General features: G+C 63.7%; 19 protein-coding genes and 1 tRNA gene. 7 read left to right on the top strand and 13 right to left on the bottom strand.

Features of this window, described 5'->3' with window-relative positions; all coding sequences use genetic code 11:
- The first annotated feature begins 70 nt into the window (after window positions 1-70).
- The 4 genes from ACE3SL_RS15200 to hflX all read left to right on the top strand — a co-directional run bounded on the left by ACE3SL_RS15200 (window position 71) and on the right by hflX (window position 5697).
- Complete coding sequence (locus tag ACE3SL_RS15200; protein WP_374526560.1) at window positions 71-2365, top strand: ATP-binding protein; 2295 nt, start codon at window positions 71-73, stop codon at window positions 2363-2365.
- The gene (locus ACE3SL_RS15195) at window positions 2355-3734 is read left to right on the top strand and encodes a sigma-54-dependent transcriptional regulator (RefSeq protein ID WP_374526559.1); all 1380 of its coding nucleotides are present in this window, start codon (window positions 2355-2357) and stop codon (window positions 3732-3734) included. The genes ACE3SL_RS15200 and ACE3SL_RS15195 overlap by 11 nt, the downstream gene beginning before the upstream one ends.
- Before the next feature lie 119 nt (window positions 3735-3853).
- Window positions 3854-4348, top strand: a complete 495-nt coding sequence (gene hfq / locus ACE3SL_RS15190) for an RNA chaperone Hfq (RefSeq protein ID WP_374526558.1) — start codon at window positions 3854-3856, stop codon at window positions 4346-4348.
- Window positions 4349-4356: 8 nt separating this feature from the next.
- The gene (gene hflX, locus ACE3SL_RS15185) at window positions 4357-5697 is read left to right on the top strand and encodes a GTPase HflX (protein WP_374526557.1); all 1341 of its coding nucleotides are present in this window, start codon (window positions 4357-4359) and stop codon (window positions 5695-5697) included.
- On the opposite strand, the gene mazG is transcribed toward hflX, so the two are convergent.
- The 10 genes from mazG to ACE3SL_RS15135 form a co-directional block, all read right to left on the bottom strand.
- The gene (gene mazG, locus ACE3SL_RS15180; protein ID WP_374526556.1) at window positions 5675-6460 is read right to left on the bottom strand and encodes a nucleoside triphosphate pyrophosphohydrolase; all 786 of its coding nucleotides are present in this window, start codon (window positions 6458-6460) and stop codon (window positions 5675-5677) included. The two genes, hflX and mazG, sit on opposite strands and share 23 nt — an antisense overlap.
- A 66-nt stretch (window positions 6461-6526) precedes the next feature.
- Entirely contained in the window at window positions 6527-6655 is a 129-nt protein-coding gene (locus tag ACE3SL_RS15175; RefSeq protein WP_374526555.1) for a hypothetical protein, read from the bottom strand.
- Window positions 6656-6705: 50 nt separating this feature from the next.
- Window positions 6706-7470, bottom strand: a complete 765-nt coding sequence (locus ACE3SL_RS15170; RefSeq protein ID WP_374526554.1) for an MBL fold metallo-hydrolase — start codon at window positions 7468-7470, stop codon at window positions 6706-6708.
- Between the two features lie 124 nt (window positions 7471-7594).
- On the bottom strand, window positions 7595-8371 hold the full coding sequence (locus ACE3SL_RS15165) for a TatD family hydrolase (protein ID WP_374526553.1): 777 nt from the start codon (window positions 8369-8371) through the stop codon (window positions 7595-7597).
- Window positions 8371-9939, bottom strand: a complete 1569-nt coding sequence (gene metG / locus ACE3SL_RS15160; RefSeq protein ID WP_374526552.1) for a methionine--tRNA ligase — start codon at window positions 9937-9939, stop codon at window positions 8371-8373. The genes ACE3SL_RS15165 and metG overlap by 1 nt, the downstream gene beginning before the upstream one ends.
- Before the next feature lie 38 nt (window positions 9940-9977).
- Complete coding sequence (locus ACE3SL_RS15155; RefSeq protein WP_374526551.1) at window positions 9978-10970, bottom strand: DNA polymerase III subunit delta'; 993 nt, start codon at window positions 10968-10970, stop codon at window positions 9978-9980.
- Window positions 10967-11593 carry a dTMP kinase gene (gene tmk / locus ACE3SL_RS15150; RefSeq protein ID WP_374526550.1) on the bottom strand — a complete coding sequence of 209 codons (627 nt, stop codon included), beginning with the start codon at window positions 11591-11593 and terminating at the stop codon, window positions 10967-10969. Before tmk ends, ACE3SL_RS15155 begins: the two co-directional genes overlap by 4 nt.
- A 72-nt stretch (window positions 11594-11665) precedes the next feature.
- Window positions 11666-12631 carry a D-alanyl-D-alanine carboxypeptidase family protein gene (locus ACE3SL_RS15145; protein ID WP_374526549.1) on the bottom strand — a complete coding sequence of 322 codons (966 nt, stop codon included), beginning with the start codon at window positions 12629-12631 and terminating at the stop codon, window positions 11666-11668.
- The gene (locus tag ACE3SL_RS15140; protein WP_374526548.1) at window positions 12628-13611 is read right to left on the bottom strand and encodes a septal ring lytic transglycosylase RlpA family protein; all 984 of its coding nucleotides are present in this window, start codon (window positions 13609-13611) and stop codon (window positions 12628-12630) included. The genes ACE3SL_RS15145 and ACE3SL_RS15140 overlap by 4 nt, the downstream gene beginning before the upstream one ends.
- Window positions 13595-14584 (bottom strand): lytic transglycosylase domain-containing protein, encoded by a 990-nt coding sequence (locus ACE3SL_RS15135; RefSeq protein ID WP_374526574.1) that lies wholly within the window; start codon window positions 14582-14584, stop codon window positions 13595-13597. The genes ACE3SL_RS15140 and ACE3SL_RS15135 overlap by 17 nt, the downstream gene beginning before the upstream one ends.
- 213 nt (window positions 14585-14797) lie before the next feature.
- Between ACE3SL_RS15135 and ACE3SL_RS15130 the strand changes: the two genes are divergently transcribed.
- Window positions 14798-14887: transfer RNA gene (locus ACE3SL_RS15130), tRNA-Ser, on the top strand.
- Window positions 14888-14992: 105 nt separating this feature from the next.
- On the opposite strand, the gene ACE3SL_RS15125 is transcribed toward ACE3SL_RS15130, so the two are convergent.
- Window positions 14993-15502, bottom strand: coding sequence for a hypothetical protein (locus ACE3SL_RS15125; RefSeq protein WP_374526547.1), 510 nt, complete (start codon window positions 15500-15502; stop codon window positions 14993-14995).
- Entirely contained in the window at window positions 15502-15813 is a 312-nt protein-coding gene (locus tag ACE3SL_RS15120) for a hypothetical protein (protein WP_374526546.1), read from the bottom strand. The genes ACE3SL_RS15125 and ACE3SL_RS15120 overlap by 1 nt, the downstream gene beginning before the upstream one ends.
- Window positions 15814-15878: 65 nt before the next feature.
- Here ACE3SL_RS15120 and ACE3SL_RS15115 point away from each other — a divergent pair, with 65 nt between their 5' ends.
- Complete coding sequence (locus ACE3SL_RS15115) at window positions 15879-16244, top strand: hypothetical protein (RefSeq protein WP_374526545.1); 366 nt, start codon at window positions 15879-15881, stop codon at window positions 16242-16244.
- A 74-nt stretch (window positions 16245-16318) separates the two neighbouring features.
- Window positions 16319-16558 (top strand): hypothetical protein, encoded by a 240-nt coding sequence (locus ACE3SL_RS15110; protein WP_374526544.1) that lies wholly within the window; start codon window positions 16319-16321, stop codon window positions 16556-16558.
- Window positions 16559-16640: 82 nt separating this feature from the next.
- On the opposite strand, the gene ACE3SL_RS15105 is transcribed toward ACE3SL_RS15110, so the two are convergent.
- Window positions 16641-17108: a phage tail tape measure protein gene (locus ACE3SL_RS15105; RefSeq protein ID WP_374526543.1), complete on the bottom strand. Its 468-nt coding sequence runs from the start codon at window positions 17106-17108 to the stop codon at window positions 16641-16643.
- Window positions 17109-17283: the final 175 nt, after the last annotated feature.

Raw genomic sequence — 17283 nt, 5'->3', positions numbered from 1 at the left:
GCCCTCCTGTGGGCGCGCGATCGCACTTTGTGTGTTTTCTATGCAACAGGATTGTCGTAGCAGGGCAACAATGGAGCCCGCCGCTTCCCTGAATTCCATCGACGATTCCGAAAGCCTGAACGCGCGCGCGGGCGGCTGGCATTTTGCGGCTCCCGAATATTACACGCTGGCGATCATGATCAGCGTCGCGATCGCGACCTATATTTTCGTCACCGGCGACGCGCAGAGCGAAAGATTGCTGACCCCGGCGCTGGTCGCGGCGATCATGATCGTGAATCTGGTTCCCGCCATGGCGCTGATCGTCCTCGTCGGTAGCCGGATCGCGCGAGCACGCGCCGTGCGGTCGATGGCGGGCGGCAACGGGCGTCTGCACGTCCGTCTCGTTGCGTTGTTTTCGCTGCTGGCAGCGACGCCGACCCTGCTCGTCGTCATCTTCGCCTCGCTGCTGTTCCAGTTCGGGGTGGATTTCTGGTTTTCCGACCGTTCGCGCGGGATGTTCGAAAATGCAGCGGGTCTGGCCGAGGGCTATTATCAGGAGAACCAGCGCCAGGTGGGCGCGAACACCTTCGCCATGGCGGGCGACCTCGGGAAGGCGCTGACCCAGCTGCCGATCGACAGCTCCAGATTCACCGAATACTATCTTCAGCAAGTCGTCGTCCGCAGCCTGAATGAATCGGCGATCATCGAGATCGGCAAGGACGGCGTGGCGCGAACCGCCGCCGCGATCAATCCCGACAACCGGCCCGCCGAAGGCCGCTTGACGCCAACGATGATCAAGCGCCTCGGCGCGGGCGAGGATGTCGTCGTCGTCCGCCAGTCCGACCGCGTGGAGGCAGCGGCGAGGCTTCCCGGTACGGCAAGCGCCTATGTCTATGCGTCGCGCGATGCCAATGTGCCGGGTTTCCAGCAGTCGGTCCGCGCCGGCAATGTGCTGGCTGATTACAATGATCTGTTCGACCGCTCGCAGAAATTGCAGCTGCAGTTCAACGGCGCGTTGTATCTCGGATCGCTGCTGCTCCTCGCGCTCGCCGTGATCGCCGCGATCGTGGTCGCCGACCGCATCGTGCGTCCCCTCGGAACGTTGATCGGCGCGACGCGGACGGCCGCGGATGGCGATCTCTCGGTGCGGGTGACGCCGCCTGTGCGCGACGACGAGATTGCGGTGCTGACACGCGCCTTTAACAGCATGACCGAACAGCTCGAGCGGCAAACCGGGACGCTGGTCAGCGTCAACGAGCAACTCGAAACGCGGCGCAGCTTTATCGAGGCCGTGCTCAGCGGGGTGTCGTCGGCGGTGATCTCGGTCGATTCGGATCATCGTATCCTGCTCGCCAACGCCGCCGCCGAGCGGCTGACGGGGCAAAGCACCGCCGATCTGACGGGCCAGCCGCTGGCCGACGTGGCGCCCGAACTGGCAGGATTGCTGACCGGGGACGAACGCGAAGGCGTCGTCCAGCTCGTCCGGCGCGATGCCGAACCGGCGACGCTTGCAGCCAAAGCGGTCGAGCAGGGCGACGGCTTCGTCCTCAGCTTCGAGGACATCACCCAGCAATTGCTTGATCAGCGCCGCGCCGCCTGGTCCGATGTGGCGCGGCGCATCGCGCACGAGATCAAGAATCCGCTGACCCCGATCCACCTTGCCGCCGAACGGCTCCAGCGCCGGTTCGGCGACAAGGTCGGAGATGACGAGGCCATGTTCCGCAAACTTACCGATACCGTGATCCGGCAGGTCCACGACATGCGCCGCATGGTCGATGAATTTTCGAGCTTTGCACGGATGCCCAAGCCGACCTTCGGGGTCGAGGATATTCGGGACATTCTCCGTCAGGCCGTCTTTCTGTTCGAGGTCGCTAAGCCCGACATCGCGTTCAGCGTGAAGACCCCGGACGAGATCGAACCCCTGGTGTGCGATCGCCGCCTTCTGTCACAAGCCTTGACGAATATCGTCAAGAATGCGGTGGAAGCGATTGAAGAAAAATCGAAGAATGGCACCGCGCCGTCGCCCGTCGGACATGTTCGCGCCGAACTAGAGGTCGGCGGCGGGGATGAGATCGTCATTCGCGTCAGCGATGACGGGATCGGGCTCCCCGAGGCGCGCGACACGATCGCCGAGCCCTATATGACGACGCGGCAGGGCGGAACGGGGCTCGGGCTCGCGATCGTCAAGAAGATCGTCGAGCAGCATTATGGCGAGCTGGAATTTTGCGACAATCCGGCGGGGCAGGGAACATGCGTCACGCTGACGCTGCACCCCGACCGGCTGCGGTCGCTCGCGGGCAAAAGGGGGGATTTGGTGACAGGACGGATCGAATCGGTCCCGGGGCGCGTCCGGAATCGGCAGGATAGAGAAGAATATGGCGCTTGATATCTTGATCGTCGACGACGAGCGCGACATTTGCGAGCTGGTCGCCGGCGTCATGGAAGACGAAGGCTATGAGGCGCGTACCGCCTCGGACAGCGATGCCGCGCTCGAGGCGATCCGCCAGCGGCGACCGTCGCTGGCGCTGATCGACGTGTGGCTCCAGGGCTCGCGGCTCGACGGCCTGGGGCTGGTCGAAGCGATCAAGGCGTTCGACCCCACGCTGCCGATCATCGTCATTTCGGGGCACGGTGGGCTCGACACCGCGGTGGCAGCGATCCGCCGCGGCGCGTTCGACTTCATCGAAAAGCCGTTCGAAGCCGAACGGCTGCTCCATCTCGTCGCGCGTGCGACCGAAAGCGAGCGGCTCAAGTTCGAATATGAGCAGCTCCGCGAGAAAGCGGGACCCGCCGACGAACTGACCGGCACGAGCGCCGCGATCAACAATGTCCGCGCGACGCTGAAACGCGTTGCAGGCACCGGCAGCCGCGTCCTCATCACCGGCGCGCCCGGCGTGGGGAAGGAGGTTGCGGCGCGCGTCCTCCATGGCTGGAGCGGCCGCCATAACGCGCCCTTTCGCGTCATTTCCTCCGCGCGAATGGACCCAGAAACGGTCGAACTCGAACTGTTCGGGTCCGAAGCCGAAGACGGGTCGATCCGCGTCGGCCTGCTCGAACAGGCGCATGGCGGCACGCTGTTCCTCGACGAGGTCGCCGACATGCCGCTGACGACGCAGGGCAAGATCTTGCGCGTCCTGACCGATCAAAGCTTCACCCGCGTCGGGGGAAGGACGATGATCCGCGTGGATGTCCGCATCATCTCGGGCTCGGCGCGCGACCTGATGGCCGAAATCGCCGAGGGCCGTTTTCGCGAGGACCTCTATTACCGCCTCAATGTCGTCCCGGTGCATATTCCCCCGCTGCGCGAGCGGCGCGACGATATTGCGAGCCTCTGCGATCATTTCGTCCGCCGCTACGCCGCCGACCGCCGGGTGCCGCCGCCTGAGATCGGCAGCGAAGCGATGGCGGCGCTGCAGGCCCATGAGTGGCCGGGCAATGTCCGGGAACTGAGGAATGTGATCGAGCGCGTGATGATCCTCGCGCCGACCGACCGGCTCGGGCGGATCGATGTCGATATGCTGCCCGCCGAGCTGGTCCGCGGCGGCGCCGACATATTGCCGGGCAGCGAATCGATCACCGCCATTCCGCTCAAGGAAGCGCGCGAGAATTTCGAGCGCGAATATCTGCGCATCCAGATCAACCGGTTTTCGGGCAATATCTCGCGCACCGCAACCTTCATCGGCATGGAGCGTTCGGCGCTTCATCGGAAGCTCAAGTTGCTCGGATTGACCGAAAATCCGGACGGCGAGGGATGACGGCTTTACGCTAGACCTTGGCGGCGCTTTGCCCCATATTGCATTTGCGAAGAAGGTCTCGAAAGCCGGAAAACCGGCACCGCACCCCGCGGGTTCACCGCCAATATCCGGAGGCAAATATGTCCGATAAGAATCAGAATCTCCAAGATCTTTTCCTCAACGCTCTCCGCCGGACCAAGACTCCGGTGACGATGTTCCTCGTCAAGGGCGTCAAGCTCCAGGGTATCATCACCTGGTTCGACAATTTCTCGCTGCTGCTCCGCCGTGACGGTCAGTCGCAGCTTGTCTACAAGCATGCGATCTCGACGGTGATGCCGTCGCATGATTTCGACCTCGCCTCGCTCGGCAGCGATATTCGCGAGGCGCCAGCAAGCAAGGGCAAGGCGCTGCAGGACGTGTTCCTCAATGCGGTGCGCCGCTCGGACGAGTCGGTGACGATGTTCCTCGTCAACGGCGTGATGCTGCAAGGCGATATCGTAGCGTTCGACCTGTTCTGCATGCTGCTCGAGCGCGAGCGCCAGGTGCAGCTCGTCTACAAACATGCGATCTCGACCGTTCAGCCCAACGGCCCCGTCAATCTGACCGACGACGCCGGCGAGGATGCCGGCGCCTGACCGACGCGATGAACGATAGCGAAGACGAGGTCGCGCGCGGCGCGGCGGCGTTGCTCATCGTGCCCGAATGGCATGGCCAGCGGCTGTCGCGCGACCTTGACGCGCGCGCCGAGGAGGCGAAGGGGCTCGCGCTGGCCATCGGCCTGAACGTCGTTACGGTCCATCCGCTGCGCCTGCGACAGACGCGCGCTGCGACGCTGATCGGCGTTGGGCAGATCGAGGCGATCAAGCCCGACATCGCGATGGAGGGCATCCAGCTCGTCATCGTCGATGCCGCGCTGACCGCCATCCAGCAGCGCAATCTCGAAACCGAGTTCGGCACCAAGGTGATCGACCGCACCGGGTTGATCCTCGAAATCTTCGGCGAGCGTGCAGCAACCGCCGAGGGACGGCTCCAGGTCGAGCTCGCGCACCTCGACTATCAGGCGGGGCGGCTGGTGCGAAGCTGGACCCACCTCGAACGCCAGCGCGGCGGCTTCGGCTTCCTCGGCGGCCCCGGCGAAACGCAGATCGAGGCCGACCGGCGGATGATCCGCAACCGCATGGCGCGCATTCGCCGCCAGCTTGAGGACGCGCGGCGGACGCGACAGCTCCAGCGCGCCAAGCGCCAGCGCGCACCATGGCCCGTGGTGGCGCTCGTCGGTTATACGAACGCCGGAAAATCCACTTTTTTCAACCGCCTGACGGGAAGTGACGTCATGGCGCAAGATATGCTGTTCGCGACGCTCGATCCGACGATGCGTGAGATTCGCCTGCCGGGAATCGACAAGGCGATCCTGTCCGATACCGTCGGCTTCGTTTCCGACCTGCCGACCGAACTCGTCGCGGCTTTTCGAGCCACGCTCGAGGAGGTTACGACCGCCGACCTGATCGTCCATGTTCGCGACATCGCGCATCCCGACAGCGAGGCGCAATATGACGACGTTCGCGCGATCCTCGACTCGCTGGGCGTCAACGGCCCGCGGGACGGGGAAGGGGACGATACCCCCGATGCGATCCCGCAGATCGAAATCTGGAACAAGATCGATACCGCCGATGCCGAAACCCGGACCCGGATCGAAGAGATGGCGGCGAGGCGGCCCGACGTCGCGGTCATTTCGGCGGTAACCGGCGAGGGCGTGGAGGCCGCGCGAACGCTCATGGCGTCGCAATTGACGGCGCAGCATCGGGTCGAGCGCATCTTCCTGCGCTTCGACCAGGGCGAGGCGATGGCATGGCTGCACGCCCGCGGCGAGGTGTTGTCGGATCAGGTCGAAGGGGAAGGGCATGTGCTGACGGTGCGGCTCGATCCCGCCGACCGGGCGCGGTTCGAGCGCTTGTGGCCCGTCAGGAGCGCTCCGACGCCTTGACTTCTAGCCAATGCGCTTCGAGCGTATCGAGAGACAGGTTTGCGATGTCGGGTCCGGCGCGTTCCTCGACCGCATGAAAGCGGCGCGCGAATTTGTCGTTGGCGGCGCGCAACGCGCTTTCGGCATCGACGCCAAGATGGCGCGCATAGTTGACGACCGCGAAGAGCAGATCGCCGATTTCTTCGGCGCGCGCTGCATCGTCGGGTGCCGTCACGACCTCAGCGAGTTCCTCGGCGATCTTGGCCCGCGGCCCCTCGGCATCGGGCCAGTCGAAACCGACGCGCGCGGCACGGCCTTGCAATTTCTGCGCGCGAAGCAGCGCCGGCAGCGACAACGCGACACTGTCGAGCGCGCTCTTCGGACCGTCGGCCGCGCGTTCAGCAGCCTTGATAGCCTCCCATTGCACGCGCACGTCGTCCGTCTTGGCGTCACCGAAAATATGCGGGTGACGGCGCTCCATCTTGTCGCTGATCGCGGTCGCGACGTCGTCGAAACCGAACAGGCCTTCGTCGGTCGCGATCTGGCTGTGGAAGACGACCTGCAACAACAGGTCGCCGAGCTCGTCGCAGATTGCCACGGGATCGCCGCCGTCGATCGCGTCGGCGACCTCATAGGCTTCCTCGATCGTGTACGGCGCGATCGTCGAAAAATCCTGCGCAAGATCCCATTCGCATCCACCGTCGGGGTCGCGCAGTTTCGCCATGACGCCAAGCAGGCGATCGATAGGGGCGAGAGGCTCGGAGGAGCTTGCGGTTTCAGCCATATGATTATCCGATAATATATATTATGTTAAATAAACTTTGCCATCGGAGGGAGAGGCCGCTCGTGCCTATCCCCCGCGCGCCAGCTGGAACGTCCAGATTGCGAGAAACAGCAACCCGAAAATCGCAACCCATGCCAGCGCCATCTTGACGCCATCGGCCAGTTTGATGCGGCGCGCGACGAGCGCGCTCAGCACTAGCGCGAAAGCGCCCGCAAACCAGATGAGATCGACTGCGCTGTTCCCATTCACAACTGCACCTCCAGCCCGTCATAGCCGGGCTCGACGCCCGGCGGCAGTTCGGCCGCAAGGTCGTCATAATCCATCGTATTGTCCATATGCGTGATGATCGCGCGCGGCTGGCCGACCTTGGCGAGCCCCTCGAGCGTCATCGCGAGATGTGGATGCGTCGGATGCGGATAACGGCGCAGCGCGTCGATCACGAACAGGTCGACGCCCTGAAAGAAATCGACCATCTCGTCCGTAAATTTTGAAAAATCAGTTGCATAGGCAATCTTGTGCGCACCGTCGCTGAAGATCAGACCGGTTGCCTTGATCGGCCCGTGCGGCATTTCGATCGCCGATACCTCGATCGGACCGATCGATTGATGATCGTGAAGATCGATCGGATCGACCGACGCCGGATAGCCCGCATTGCCGGCAAAGGCATAGGTGAAACGCCATTTGAGAATGTCGAGGACATGATCGCGGGCATAAACCGGCACCGCCGAGCGACGCAGATGCATGACCTGGCGCAAATCGTCGAGGCCGTGAGTATGGTCGGCGTGCTCATGCGTCCAGATGACCGCATCGATCTCGCCCACACCCGCGTCGAGCAACTGCAGGCGCATGTCGGGGCTCGTATCGACGAGGATGCGAAAGCCGCCGAGCGAGACCATGATCGACGCGCGGCTGCGGAGGTTTCGGGGGTTGTCGGGGTCGCACTGACCCCAGTCGTTGCCGATCCGCGGAACGCCCGAAGATGTCCCGCAACCCAGGATTCTGAGCTTCATGGTTCCAATCTCCGTTCGCCCTGAGCTTGTCGAAAGGCTGCTCTTCTCTTCAATGCCGAAAAGAAAGAACGGCGCTTCGACAAGCTCAGCACGAACGGAAAATAGGCAGAATCACCATGTGACGTCATGGCGCCGCCTTGCTGAAAAGCGCGTAGAAATTGGCGCTGGTCGCGGCCGCGAGTGCTTGCTCGTTATCGCCACGCAGCGCCGCGAGAAAGGCGAGCGTGTCGGCGACGAACGCGGGTTCGCCGGTCTTGCCGCGGTGCGGAACGGGGGCAAGGAAGGGGGAGTCGGTCTCGATCAGCAGCCGGTCCTGCGGCAGCCATCTGGCGGTTGCCTGCAAATCGGCGGCATTTTTGAAGGTTACGATCCCCGAGATCGAGATGTAAAATCCGAGATCGAGCGCCTTGCGCGCGAAATCATCGCTTGCGGTGAAGCAATGAATGACGCCGGGGAAGGTCGCCTTCCCCATCTCCTCGCCGAGCAGCGCCAGCGTATCGGCCTCGGCGTCACGCGTATGCACGATCACCGGCAGGCCGGTCTGCTGCGATGCGTGAATGTGGCGGCGAAAGCTCTCCTGCTGCCGCGCGCGGTCGCTCTTGTCGTAATAATAGTCGAGCCCGGTCTCGCCGATCCCGATCACACGCGGGTGCGCGGCACGTTCGACCAATTTCGCGGTATCGACGTCGGGATGATGATCGGCGTCGTGCGGATGGATGCCAACGCTTGCCCAGACATCGTCATTGGCTTCGGCGGCGGCGAGCACATCGTCCCATTCGCTTTCGCGCGTCGCGATGTTGAGCATCGCGGAGACGCCCTTCCCTCGCGCCCGCGCCAGCACCCCGTCCTGCTGTTCGGCAAGCCCCTTGTAATTGAGATGGCAATGCGAATCGACGAGCATCAGGCCACCCCTTCCCCTTCGGGCAGTTCGAGGCGCGGAAAGATCGGAACGGGCTGACCGACGGTGAAGCCGCTGGTGGCCAGCTTGCCAAACCAATCCCTGTCGGCAAGCGCCGCAAAATCGCGCGCGTCAGCGGCGATGCCCATCTGGTCGAGGAGCTTGTCGGCTGCGTCCGGGACGACGGGACGGATCGCGATCGCAAGCGTGCGCACCGCCTGGAACAGCGTCATCAGCACCGCGCGCATCCGCTCGGGATCGCTTTTGCGCAGCGCCCACGGAGCCTGTGCGTCAACATATTGGTTGCAGGCGAAGACGGCGCGGATCCAGTCCTCGATCCCGATCGAGAAGGCGAGTTGCTCGAATTCGCGCGGCAGGCGCTCTTCGGCCATCGCGAGGATATCTGCCAGCAGATCGGCATCCTCCTGCGCCAGCGCGTAGTCGATGGAAAGCTTGCCATCGAGATTCTTGAAAATCATCGACAAACTGCGCTGGGCGAGATTGCCGAAGCTGTTCGCAAGGTCGGCATTCGCCGTCCGCACGATCGCCTCGGCGGAATAGCTGCCATCCTGCCCGAAACTGACTTCGCGCAGCAGGTAATAGCGCAGCGCATCGACCCCGAAGCGTTCGGCGAGTTCCATTGGATCGACGACGTTGCCGAGCGACTTCGACATCTTCTCGCCGCGGTTGAGCAGGAAACCGTGGCCGAACACCTGCTTGGGCAACGGCAAATTGGCACTCATCAGGAAAGCCGGCCAGTAAACTGTATGAAAACGAACGATATCCTTGCCGATCATGTGGATATTCGCGGGCCAGAACTTGCCGAAGTCGCCATCGGGATCAGGATAGCCGAGCCCCGAGAGATAGGTGGTCAGGGCATCGACCCAGACGTACATGACATGGCCGGGCGAGCCGGGCACCGGCACGCCCCAGTCGAAGCTGGTGCGCGAGACGCTGAGATCCTTGAGCCCACCCTCGACGAAGCGCAGCACCTCGTTGCGGCGGCTTTCGGGGCGGATGAAGTCGGGCTGATCGGCGTAGAGCGCGAGCAATTTGTCCTGATAGTTGGAGAGGCGGAAGAACCAGCTTTCCTCGACCGTCCATTCGACCGGCGTGCCCTGCGGCGACAGGCGGACGCCCGCTTCCCCGTCGGTCAGTTCGCTTTCGTCGTAGAAAGCCTCGTCGCGGACCGAATACCAGCCCTCGTAACGGTCGAGATAGAGGTCGCCATTGGCTTCCATCGCCTGCCAGATTGCCTGCGACGCCCTGTGATGCGCGGGGTCCGACGTCCGCATGAAATTGTCGTAGCTGATATTCAGCCTGGCATACATATCGCGGAAATATCCCGACATTTCATCGGCAAGATCAATCGTTTCGCGGCCTTGATTACGCGCGGTCTGGAACATCTTGAGCCCATGCTCGTCGGTGCCGGTGATCAGGCGCACGTCGCGGCCGCGCGCGCGCTGGAAACGGGCCATGACGTCGGTCGCAATCGCCTCATAGGCGTGGCCAATATGCGGGCGGCCATTGGGGTAGCTGATGGCGGTGGTGATATAGAAAGGCTCGGACATGCGCGCGCCTTAGCGGGTGCGGCGCGGGAGGGGAAGCGTCAGCGCGACGCCTGTCCTGGACGGGGTGCCAATTCGGCAAGACAATTGCCGATCTCGAACCCGACCATCGCACCGTCATAGGACCCGCGAACGGCATCGCGCACGGTGCGCTGGATGCGATCCCATTGCGCGAACACCGGCGCGAGCTCGGCGGTCGGCCGCTCGCGCGCGAGCTGCGAGATCAGCCCCGGCACGATGTCGATCACGAGTTCGAGCCGGGCGCGATTGCTCGTCCCGCCGACCTCGCGCGCGAGCGCTTCGCGAAGGCGATTGCCGGGATCGCCGGTGCTGGTGATCGCCAATAATTTCTTTTCCATCGCCGATACATCGCTGTCGATCAGCGCGAGCGCCTTGCCGGGGACACCGCCCGACGCGGCACTGATCGCACGAATATCCGAGAGGTCGAGCATCGGCCTTTGTTCGTGGAGCCACGGGGCCATGACGTCACGGTCAACGGGTTGAAAACGCAGCGTTCTGCATCGCGATCGGATCGTCGGCAGCAGGCGCCCCGGCGAATGGCTGACGAGCAGGAAGAGGGTTTGCGCGGGAGGCTCCTCAAGCGTTTTGAGGAGCGCATTGGCGCCATCGGTTTCAAGGTCGTCAACCGCATCGACGATGATCACGCGCCAGTCGCCGAACGACAGCGACAAATGGAGCCGACGGATCACGCCGCGCACCTGATCGATCGTGATGTTGCGCGCGAGATCCTTGCCCTTGTCCTTCACCTGTCGTGTCAGGTTGATGATTTCGGGATGATTTCCGGCATCGACCAGCCTGCCCGCGGCGGCGTCGCCCGGATCGTCGAGCGAGAGCGCCTGCCCGTCCCCGCCGCGCCCATGGGTGACCAGGAAGCGTGCGACGCGCTCGGCGAATATGCTCTTCCCCATCCCCTGCGGCCCAGCCATGAGCCAGGCGTGGTGGAGCCGTCCGCCCTGCCAGGCTTCGAGAAAGGCCTTTTCGGCATCGTCGTGCCCAATCATGGTGGCCGTCATAGCCAGCGCTCCAGTTCGGCCATGATCGCCGCCGTCACGGCTTCGGCGGGCTTGCCGGCGTCGATGGTCCGCCAGCGATCGGGCTCGGCAGCGGCCATCTCGGTAAATCGGGCCGCGAGGCGTGCCTGATAATCTGCGGGCTTGCTCCCCATCCGGTCGGCACCGCCCGCGTCACGCACCGCAAGGCGCCTTGCCGCCTCGGCATCGTCGAGCGCGAGCAGAAAGGTCCGATCGGGCAGCAATCCCTGCGAGCCGATCCCGTGGAGCGTCAGCAAATCGGCATCGGTAATCCCGCCGCCGCCCCCCTGATAGGCGCGGCTCGAATCGACGAAGCGGTCGCACACCACCCAAGCGCCGCGGTCGAGCGCCGGGCGGATCGTCCGCGCGACATGATCGGCGCGCGCGGCTGCGAAGAGCAGGGCCTCGGCCCGCGCATCCCAGCGATCGTCGCTGCCTTCCATCAGCAGCGCCCGGATCGCCTCGGCACCGGCGCTGCCGCCGGGCTCGCGCGTCGCGACGACCTCGACGCCGCGCTCCGCAAGTGCGGTCGCCAGCGCGCGAAGCTGGGTCGACTTGCCGGCCCCCTCGCCGCCTTCGAGCGTGATGAAACGCCCGCGCGTCATGATTCTAGTCTGCCAAGAAGGAAGGGGCGCCCGTGCATTGCTCGGCGGTAGCCGCCCGGACGAGCTTTGTCATCACGGCGCAGTGGCGGCCTTCTTGCCCTTCGATGCGTTTCCGCGCCCTGTCTGGGCGATCGTGGGCGTGCCGGTCGACGCGAAGCCCCATGTCATCAACCGCTCGGCCTCGTCGCGGCGCGCCTTTTCGCTGGCCATGCCCGCCACGACCATGACGAGACGGCGTCCGCCCCGCTTCGCCGATCCGAGAAAGCAATAGCCCGCCTCGCTCGTATGCCCGGTCTTGAGCCCGTCGGCGCCGGCGAAGCGGCCGAGAATCGGGTTGCGGTTCGACTGGACGATCGGCTTGCCGTCGGGCGATACACCGTGCTGGAGCTTCGGGATCGAGAAATAGCGCGCATAATCGGCGGGATGATCGCGGATCAGCCGGTCGGCGAGCAGGATCAGGTCGCCCGCGCTGACCTTGGTCACGCCTCCGTCGGGCCAGCCGCTCGGGGTACCGAAATTACTCGACGACATTCCAAGTCTGCCAGCTACTGCATTCATTCGCCTGGCAAAGGCTTCTTCGGTGCCGTCGATGCCGACCGCAAGAACAGCCGCCGCATCATTGCCCGACACGGTGATCAGACCCTTGAGCAACTCATCGACCGTCAGCTTCTCACCCGATCGCAGGAACATGGAGGAACTGCGCGAGCGCGCGCTCCACTTCTTCCACGTCGCATTCTCGACCGTGAACAGCGTGTCGCGCGACAATTGCCCCTTTTTGATCAGGTCGAGCACGACATAGGCGGTCATGACCTTGGTCATCGAGGCGGGCGCGAAGCGTTTGTCCGCGCCGCGCGAGAAGAGGATCTTGCCGCTATCGAGATCCTTCAGCATCACGATCGGCGCCTGGGTTACATAGGGAGCGGGAGGGGATGGCGCTCCCTTCGATGGCGCCTTGTCGGCCGCGGCTGACGGAAAGGCGACGGTAAGCGCAAGTGCCGCGACGACGCATCCCGCGATCTTCCCCGCCGCAAATTTCATCGGTCGCGGACCACGACCGCGTCGCGGAAGCCCTTTGCCTTGGCCTTGCCGAGCGCGCCGCGCGCTTCGGCTTCGCCAGCGAAGGGCCCCATGCGCACACGCCAGAGATTGCCCGCCTTCGCGACGCTGCCACCGACGCTTTTCGCCGCCGCATTGGCGTTGGCTTCGCTGCTGAAGGCGCCGACCTGGACGAAATGCGAGCCGGGCTTTGCGGGAATGGCCTTGTCTGGCGCGGGTTCCGGTTTGCCGGTGGGCTTGGCCGGGGGCGCCGGCTTTTTCTTCGTCCCCGAAGGCTGTACCGCCATGCGGTCGTCGCCGGGCTTCGCTTTGCCCGAAGCGACCGGCGGCGCGGGCTGGGCCGCGACCGGCGCCGGCGTCTGACTTTGCAGCTTCTTGCGCAGGATCGCGAGCAGCGAATCGGGGGTCGCGATCCGCTCCGGCACCGCGCGCCCGGCACGGAGCTGCACGCGCTCGGCCTGCGGCGGATTGGTGCGGCGCACGCGGACGGCCGCATGACCTTCGGTCAGGCCCAGTTGCTCGGCGGCACCGCGCGACAGGTCGATCAGCCGGTTGCCGACCATCGGCCCGCGGTCGTTGACGCGCACGAGGATCGTGCGTCCGGTATCGAGTGCGGTCACCTCGACATAGCTCGGCAGCGGCAGCGTCCGATGCGCCGCGCTGATGCCGTCGGGATTGAAGATTTCGCCGTTCGCGGTCGGTTTTCCGGCGAAATCTTCGCCATACCAGCTCGCATAGCCGACATCGTCATAATCGGGGATGTCAGCGGGCGTATAGGTGACGCCGGCGATAATATAGGGATCGCCGAGCTTGACCGGCGTATCGCCGACCAGCTCGGCGCTCGGCGCGGGCGTCGGTCCCGGTGCGGGTCCCGCTTCGCGCTTGCCATCCGCAACGCCGCAGGCCGAAAGCAGCAGCGCCGCCCCCGCGACCAGCATTCCCTCCCTAACGATCGATCTCATCCGCCAGCAACCCCACAGACAATGCGTAAAAATTAGAGCAATTATAGTCCAATATCGCACGATAGTTGCCGGTCAGCAAATAGGCGGTCTTTCCGGGACCATCGGGTTCGAGCAGCGTTGCCTGGACCTGGCCGTCAGGCCAACGTCCGCTCAGCGTCTGAAAGCCGTCCGCGCGCCATTCGGCCATCGAGCGCCAGCGGCTGTAGCGCGCGAACACGCGCGGACAGCGGGTCGGCTGGAGCCGGCTCGCCATCGCCGAACGATTATAGCCGGCGGGCACCTGTACCGCGACGCCCCACGGCTGCCCCGCGCGCCAGCCAGCGCGCCGCAGATAGGCGCCGATCGATTCGATCGCGTCGGCCTCGCTCGACCAGATGCGTGCGACGCCGTCGCCGTCGCCATCCTCGGCGACCTGCAGATAGACCGACGGCAGGAATTGCGGATAGCCGAACGCGCCCGCCCAGCTGCCCTTCAGCACGTCGCGCGGGACGCCCTTCTGCACCATCTCGAGCGTCGCGAGGAATTCGGGCTCGAACAGGCTGCGGCGGCGCCCTTCATAGGCGAGCGTGGCGAGCGCCTCGGGCAGATCGAAATTGCCCGTGACCGCGCCATAGGCGGTCTCGTGCCCGAAGATCGCGATCATGATGCTCGTCGGAACGCCGGTGCGCTGCTCGATCCGCGAAAGAAGCGGCAGCAGCCGGTCGTGGACGCGACGCCCGCCATTGATCCGTGAGGCGTCGACATGCTTCGCCTTATAGGGTGCGAAGGCGGGAATCGGCGTGTCGGGGCTCGGCGGCGCGCCGAGATTGTCGCGGTCGAGCGCAACGACGCGGGCATTGTAACGCAGCCCCGCGGTCACCCGCTCGAAGGTCGCACGCGATACGCCGCGGGCCTGCGCCTTGGGCCACAGCGACTGGACATAAGCGTCGAAACCCGCATCGCTCTGCGCGTAGAGCGGCCCCGATGCGGCCATCGACCAGGCCGAGAGAGCGAAGCCCACCCAGTTGGAAAGACGTCGGATTCCGAATTTTCTGGCGTTCATCATGTCCCACCCATAAATGCGGATTGGACCAGATGCACGCACGTTCGCCATCCATCGCGAGACGGATCGAGTCATATGCACGGTGAACCGAGCGCTCGATCTTTTGCTTGCCGCGGGTGCCGCGCGCGCTATTGCGGCGGCGACGGACAGGTGGCCGAGTGGTTTAAGGCAGCGGTCTTGAAAACCGCCGTGGGTGCAAGCTCACCGTGGGTTCGAATCCCACCCTGTCCGCCATATTACATTGATTTTCTTCAATTAATTGACGACATATTCTCGTCACCCATCAATGCGCCCACCTATGGAAAAATGCCCCCGTCTCAGCGAGGGCTTAGTGCGATTCTAAGCGCGAGGTCTAGTTGGCACCCCCCGCTTGCGTTTCAGGAGCTGCCGTCGATTCGGGGCGATCGGCGGCACGATCAGGCTATGGCCATACACTTCCCGCCGCTCCTGCCCTGTCCGATAGTCGCGCCAGCGCCGATAGTGCGATATGCAGCGCGTGCGCCGTATTCGGTCGCGGTGCGGCCTCGATGCATCGCGATCAGAGGCGATCACCATCCCGTAAGGTAGGCAGTTCGTTTGATCGATGCCCCAATCCGGAACGAGCTCGTTATCCAGATCATGGCTCCCGCGCGCCGCACTTCCTTCCATGCTGTTCGTATTGACGCCGTCCTCATCGCACTGGCCGACGGGATCGTCCTCTTCTTGATCAGGATCGGGATCCATCTCATCAAGATGGTCGATAGCCTTCTCGATGAGCCGGGCCAACAGAGGCCGCGGCAAGGATGAGATTGCAGAGAGCATCTCGCCAAGCGCGTTTTCTGTCGTTGCAGCGAAAGTGCCGGACATCATCACGCCCTCCCCGCCGGCTCGGCGTAAACCTTACCCTTGTAGTTCAGCGCAGTGTTGGTGGCTGCCGTGTTGCGCTCAATTAGCAATTTTTCCCACATGCCGAGGGCAACGATGTCGGCGATGGCCTTGATGGGGTCGTCATAATCGTTCGGATCATCGCTGAAGACGCGGTCGCGCAGATCGCTCAGCTTGGCGCGGGCCTCTTCAACCTCGTCGAGAGGAGTCCAGCATTCCCGAGGCCGACGCAACCAATTGTCGGCCCGGTGCGGCATCTGGCCCATAAGGTCGGGGAATGGAATAATCTTGCCCATCACAGTTTCCCCTTCGCTTTAAGTTCAGACCAGCCGAGCGCGAAGATGTTATTCCATGCGCGGACATGAGCCGGATTGCTGCGATCGAATGGGACGACACCTGGCGCGAAGGCCAAGGGCTCTTCCTTGCCGGCTGGTCGACGGAAGGGGACGACGTTGGTAGCCATTATCATTCTCCTCGAACGTTGATGGTCGGGCCGCCGGGAGGTCAGCTTCTCCCATTCGGCAAACTACGTATCCTACGGATTGTATCCGTTGTCAACGGATGCTACGTAGTCGATATGAAAGAGCAAAAATCTGGACGCTTCGAGATGGTCACTCCTCCCGGTTGGATTGAGAAGATCGACGATTGGCGGCGTAAACAACCCGACATTCCGCCGCGTGCAGAAGCCATCCGTCGGCTGGTTGAAAAGGGTCTCGCGTCCGAATAGCACCACATTGGCGCCAGTTTCGCTTGCGAGGGAACTTGAGACCACCGCGGGCCAGCCTCCAAGGGGAAGAGCACATGAACGATGCGACAGGCGCTGCGCTGCGCGCCATAATTTCAGGTCTGCGCAAAAGCGGCGCCATTAGTCAGCCGCACGTGCAAGCCATCGTAACAGAACTTGAAGCGGCGGATAATGCGAAGGATTGCACGACAATCGAGCGCATCGCGATCCGAAAGATGTGCATGGGCATTGCTGCCGACGCCGGTGTAAAAACTTCGATCACTGCGCCCGAACCTGAAATGCGGTTCGGACATTAGGTCGAAGCCGGGAGGGCACCATGGACAAAGCCCTCCCGACCCCTAGCGTGGCGACATTTCCCGACGTCGCCGTGCTGTCTTGTCAAACTATGGTGCCATCGGTGTCGAGTTGCTGCAGCCTCCCCTGCAAGCCGCGCCAAATTTGCTCTTCGGTTTTCTGAGCGACTTGCTGGTTCATCGCGATAATGCTGTCCGCCCCGATCGCCCCGGCAAAACTATTGTGGTTCGTGACGCTGACATTGATACTCGGCCGCCCACCACCGCCACCGTTTCCGCCACCCTGCGCGTGAACGCCCAGCTTGCCGTTGGGGCCGCGCGCGAGTGGCATAACCGCTTCCGGGCCTTCCTCGCCCATGACACCGATTTTCCCGCCGTTCGCGAACTTGAACAGCGTCGGACTGCTGACAATCTGGTTCGTGAAAGTCCCGCCGTTCGCGAAACGCTGTGCCGTCCCGAACGTCCCGCCATTGGCGAACAAGCCGCTCAAAAAGCTTCCAAAGCCGCCCCCGCCTCCGAGGCCAAGCGCCTTCATGAGCGTGTTAACGATCAATTGTTTGACTATGATTCGAAGAAGATCAGCGATGATGAGGATCAGCGTGCAATAGGCACCCCCTTCGTGGGGTGATCGGCGTGCAAAAAGGACCCCTTCATCCCGGGGATATAGTCGGCCGACTGGTTTTGATCAGTTGGCGAGAACGGGATGTTGATTGTGGAGACAGTGGTTC

This window comes from Sphingopyxis sp. (assembly GCF_041916015.1).
GTDB lineage: Bacteria > Pseudomonadota > Alphaproteobacteria > Sphingomonadales > Sphingomonadaceae > Sphingopyxis.
Note: the sequence above shows the minus strand (reverse complement) of the source record. Positions and strands in the feature narration are given on the sequence as shown.

What these genes read in the sequence shown, in the direction of transcription:
- ACE3SL_RS15200 (WP_374526560.1), top strand. Translation starts at nt 71, where the DNA reads ATGGAGCCCGCCGCTTCCCTGAATTCCATCGACGATTCCGAAAGCCTG.
- ACE3SL_RS15195 (WP_374526559.1), top strand. Translation starts at nt 2,355, where the DNA reads ATGGCGCTTGATATCTTGATCGTCGACGACGAGCGCGACATTTGCGAG.
- hfq (WP_374526558.1), top strand. Translation starts at nt 3,854, where the DNA reads ATGTCCGATAAGAATCAGAATCTCCAAGATCTTTTCCTCAACGCTCTC.
- hflX (WP_374526557.1), top strand. Translation starts at nt 4,357, where the DNA reads ATGAACGATAGCGAAGACGAGGTCGCGCGCGGCGCGGCGGCGTTGCTC.
- mazG (WP_374526556.1), bottom strand. Translation starts at nt 6,460, where the DNA reads ATGGCTGAAACCGCAAGCTCCTCCGAGCCTCTCGCCCCTATCGATCGC.
- ACE3SL_RS15170 (WP_374526554.1), bottom strand. Translation starts at nt 7,470, where the DNA reads ATGAAGCTCAGAATCCTGGGTTGCGGGACATCTTCGGGCGTTCCGCGG.
- ACE3SL_RS15165 (WP_374526553.1), bottom strand. Translation starts at nt 8,371, where the DNA reads ATGCTCGTCGATTCGCATTGCCATCTCAATTACAAGGGGCTTGCCGAA.
- metG (WP_374526552.1), bottom strand. Translation starts at nt 9,939, where the DNA reads ATGTCCGAGCCTTTCTATATCACCACCGCCATCAGCTACCCCAATGGC.
- ACE3SL_RS15155 (WP_374526551.1), bottom strand. Translation starts at nt 10,970, where the DNA reads ATGACGGCCACCATGATTGGGCACGACGATGCCGAAAAGGCCTTTCTC.
- tmk (WP_374526550.1), bottom strand. Translation starts at nt 11,593, where the DNA reads ATGACGCGCGGGCGTTTCATCACGCTCGAAGGCGGCGAGGGGGCCGGC.
- ACE3SL_RS15145 (WP_374526549.1), bottom strand. Translation starts at nt 12,631, where the DNA reads ATGAAATTTGCGGCGGGGAAGATCGCGGGATGCGTCGTCGCGGCACTT.
- ACE3SL_RS15140 (WP_374526548.1), bottom strand. Translation starts at nt 13,611, where the DNA reads ATGAGATCGATCGTTAGGGAGGGAATGCTGGTCGCGGGGGCGGCGCTG.
- ACE3SL_RS15135 (WP_374526574.1), bottom strand. Translation starts at nt 14,584, where the DNA reads ATGGCCGCATCGGGGCCGCTCTACGCGCAGAGCGATGCGGGTTTCGAC.
- ACE3SL_RS15125 (WP_374526547.1), bottom strand. Translation starts at nt 15,502, where the DNA reads ATGATGTCCGGCACTTTCGCTGCAACGACAGAAAACGCGCTTGGCGAG.
- ACE3SL_RS15120 (WP_374526546.1), bottom strand. Translation starts at nt 15,813, where the DNA reads ATGGGCAAGATTATTCCATTCCCCGACCTTATGGGCCAGATGCCGCAC.
- ACE3SL_RS15115 (WP_374526545.1), top strand. Translation starts at nt 15,879, where the DNA reads ATGAGCCGGATTGCTGCGATCGAATGGGACGACACCTGGCGCGAAGGC.
- ACE3SL_RS15110 (WP_374526544.1), top strand. Translation starts at nt 16,319, where the DNA reads ATGAACGATGCGACAGGCGCTGCGCTGCGCGCCATAATTTCAGGTCTG.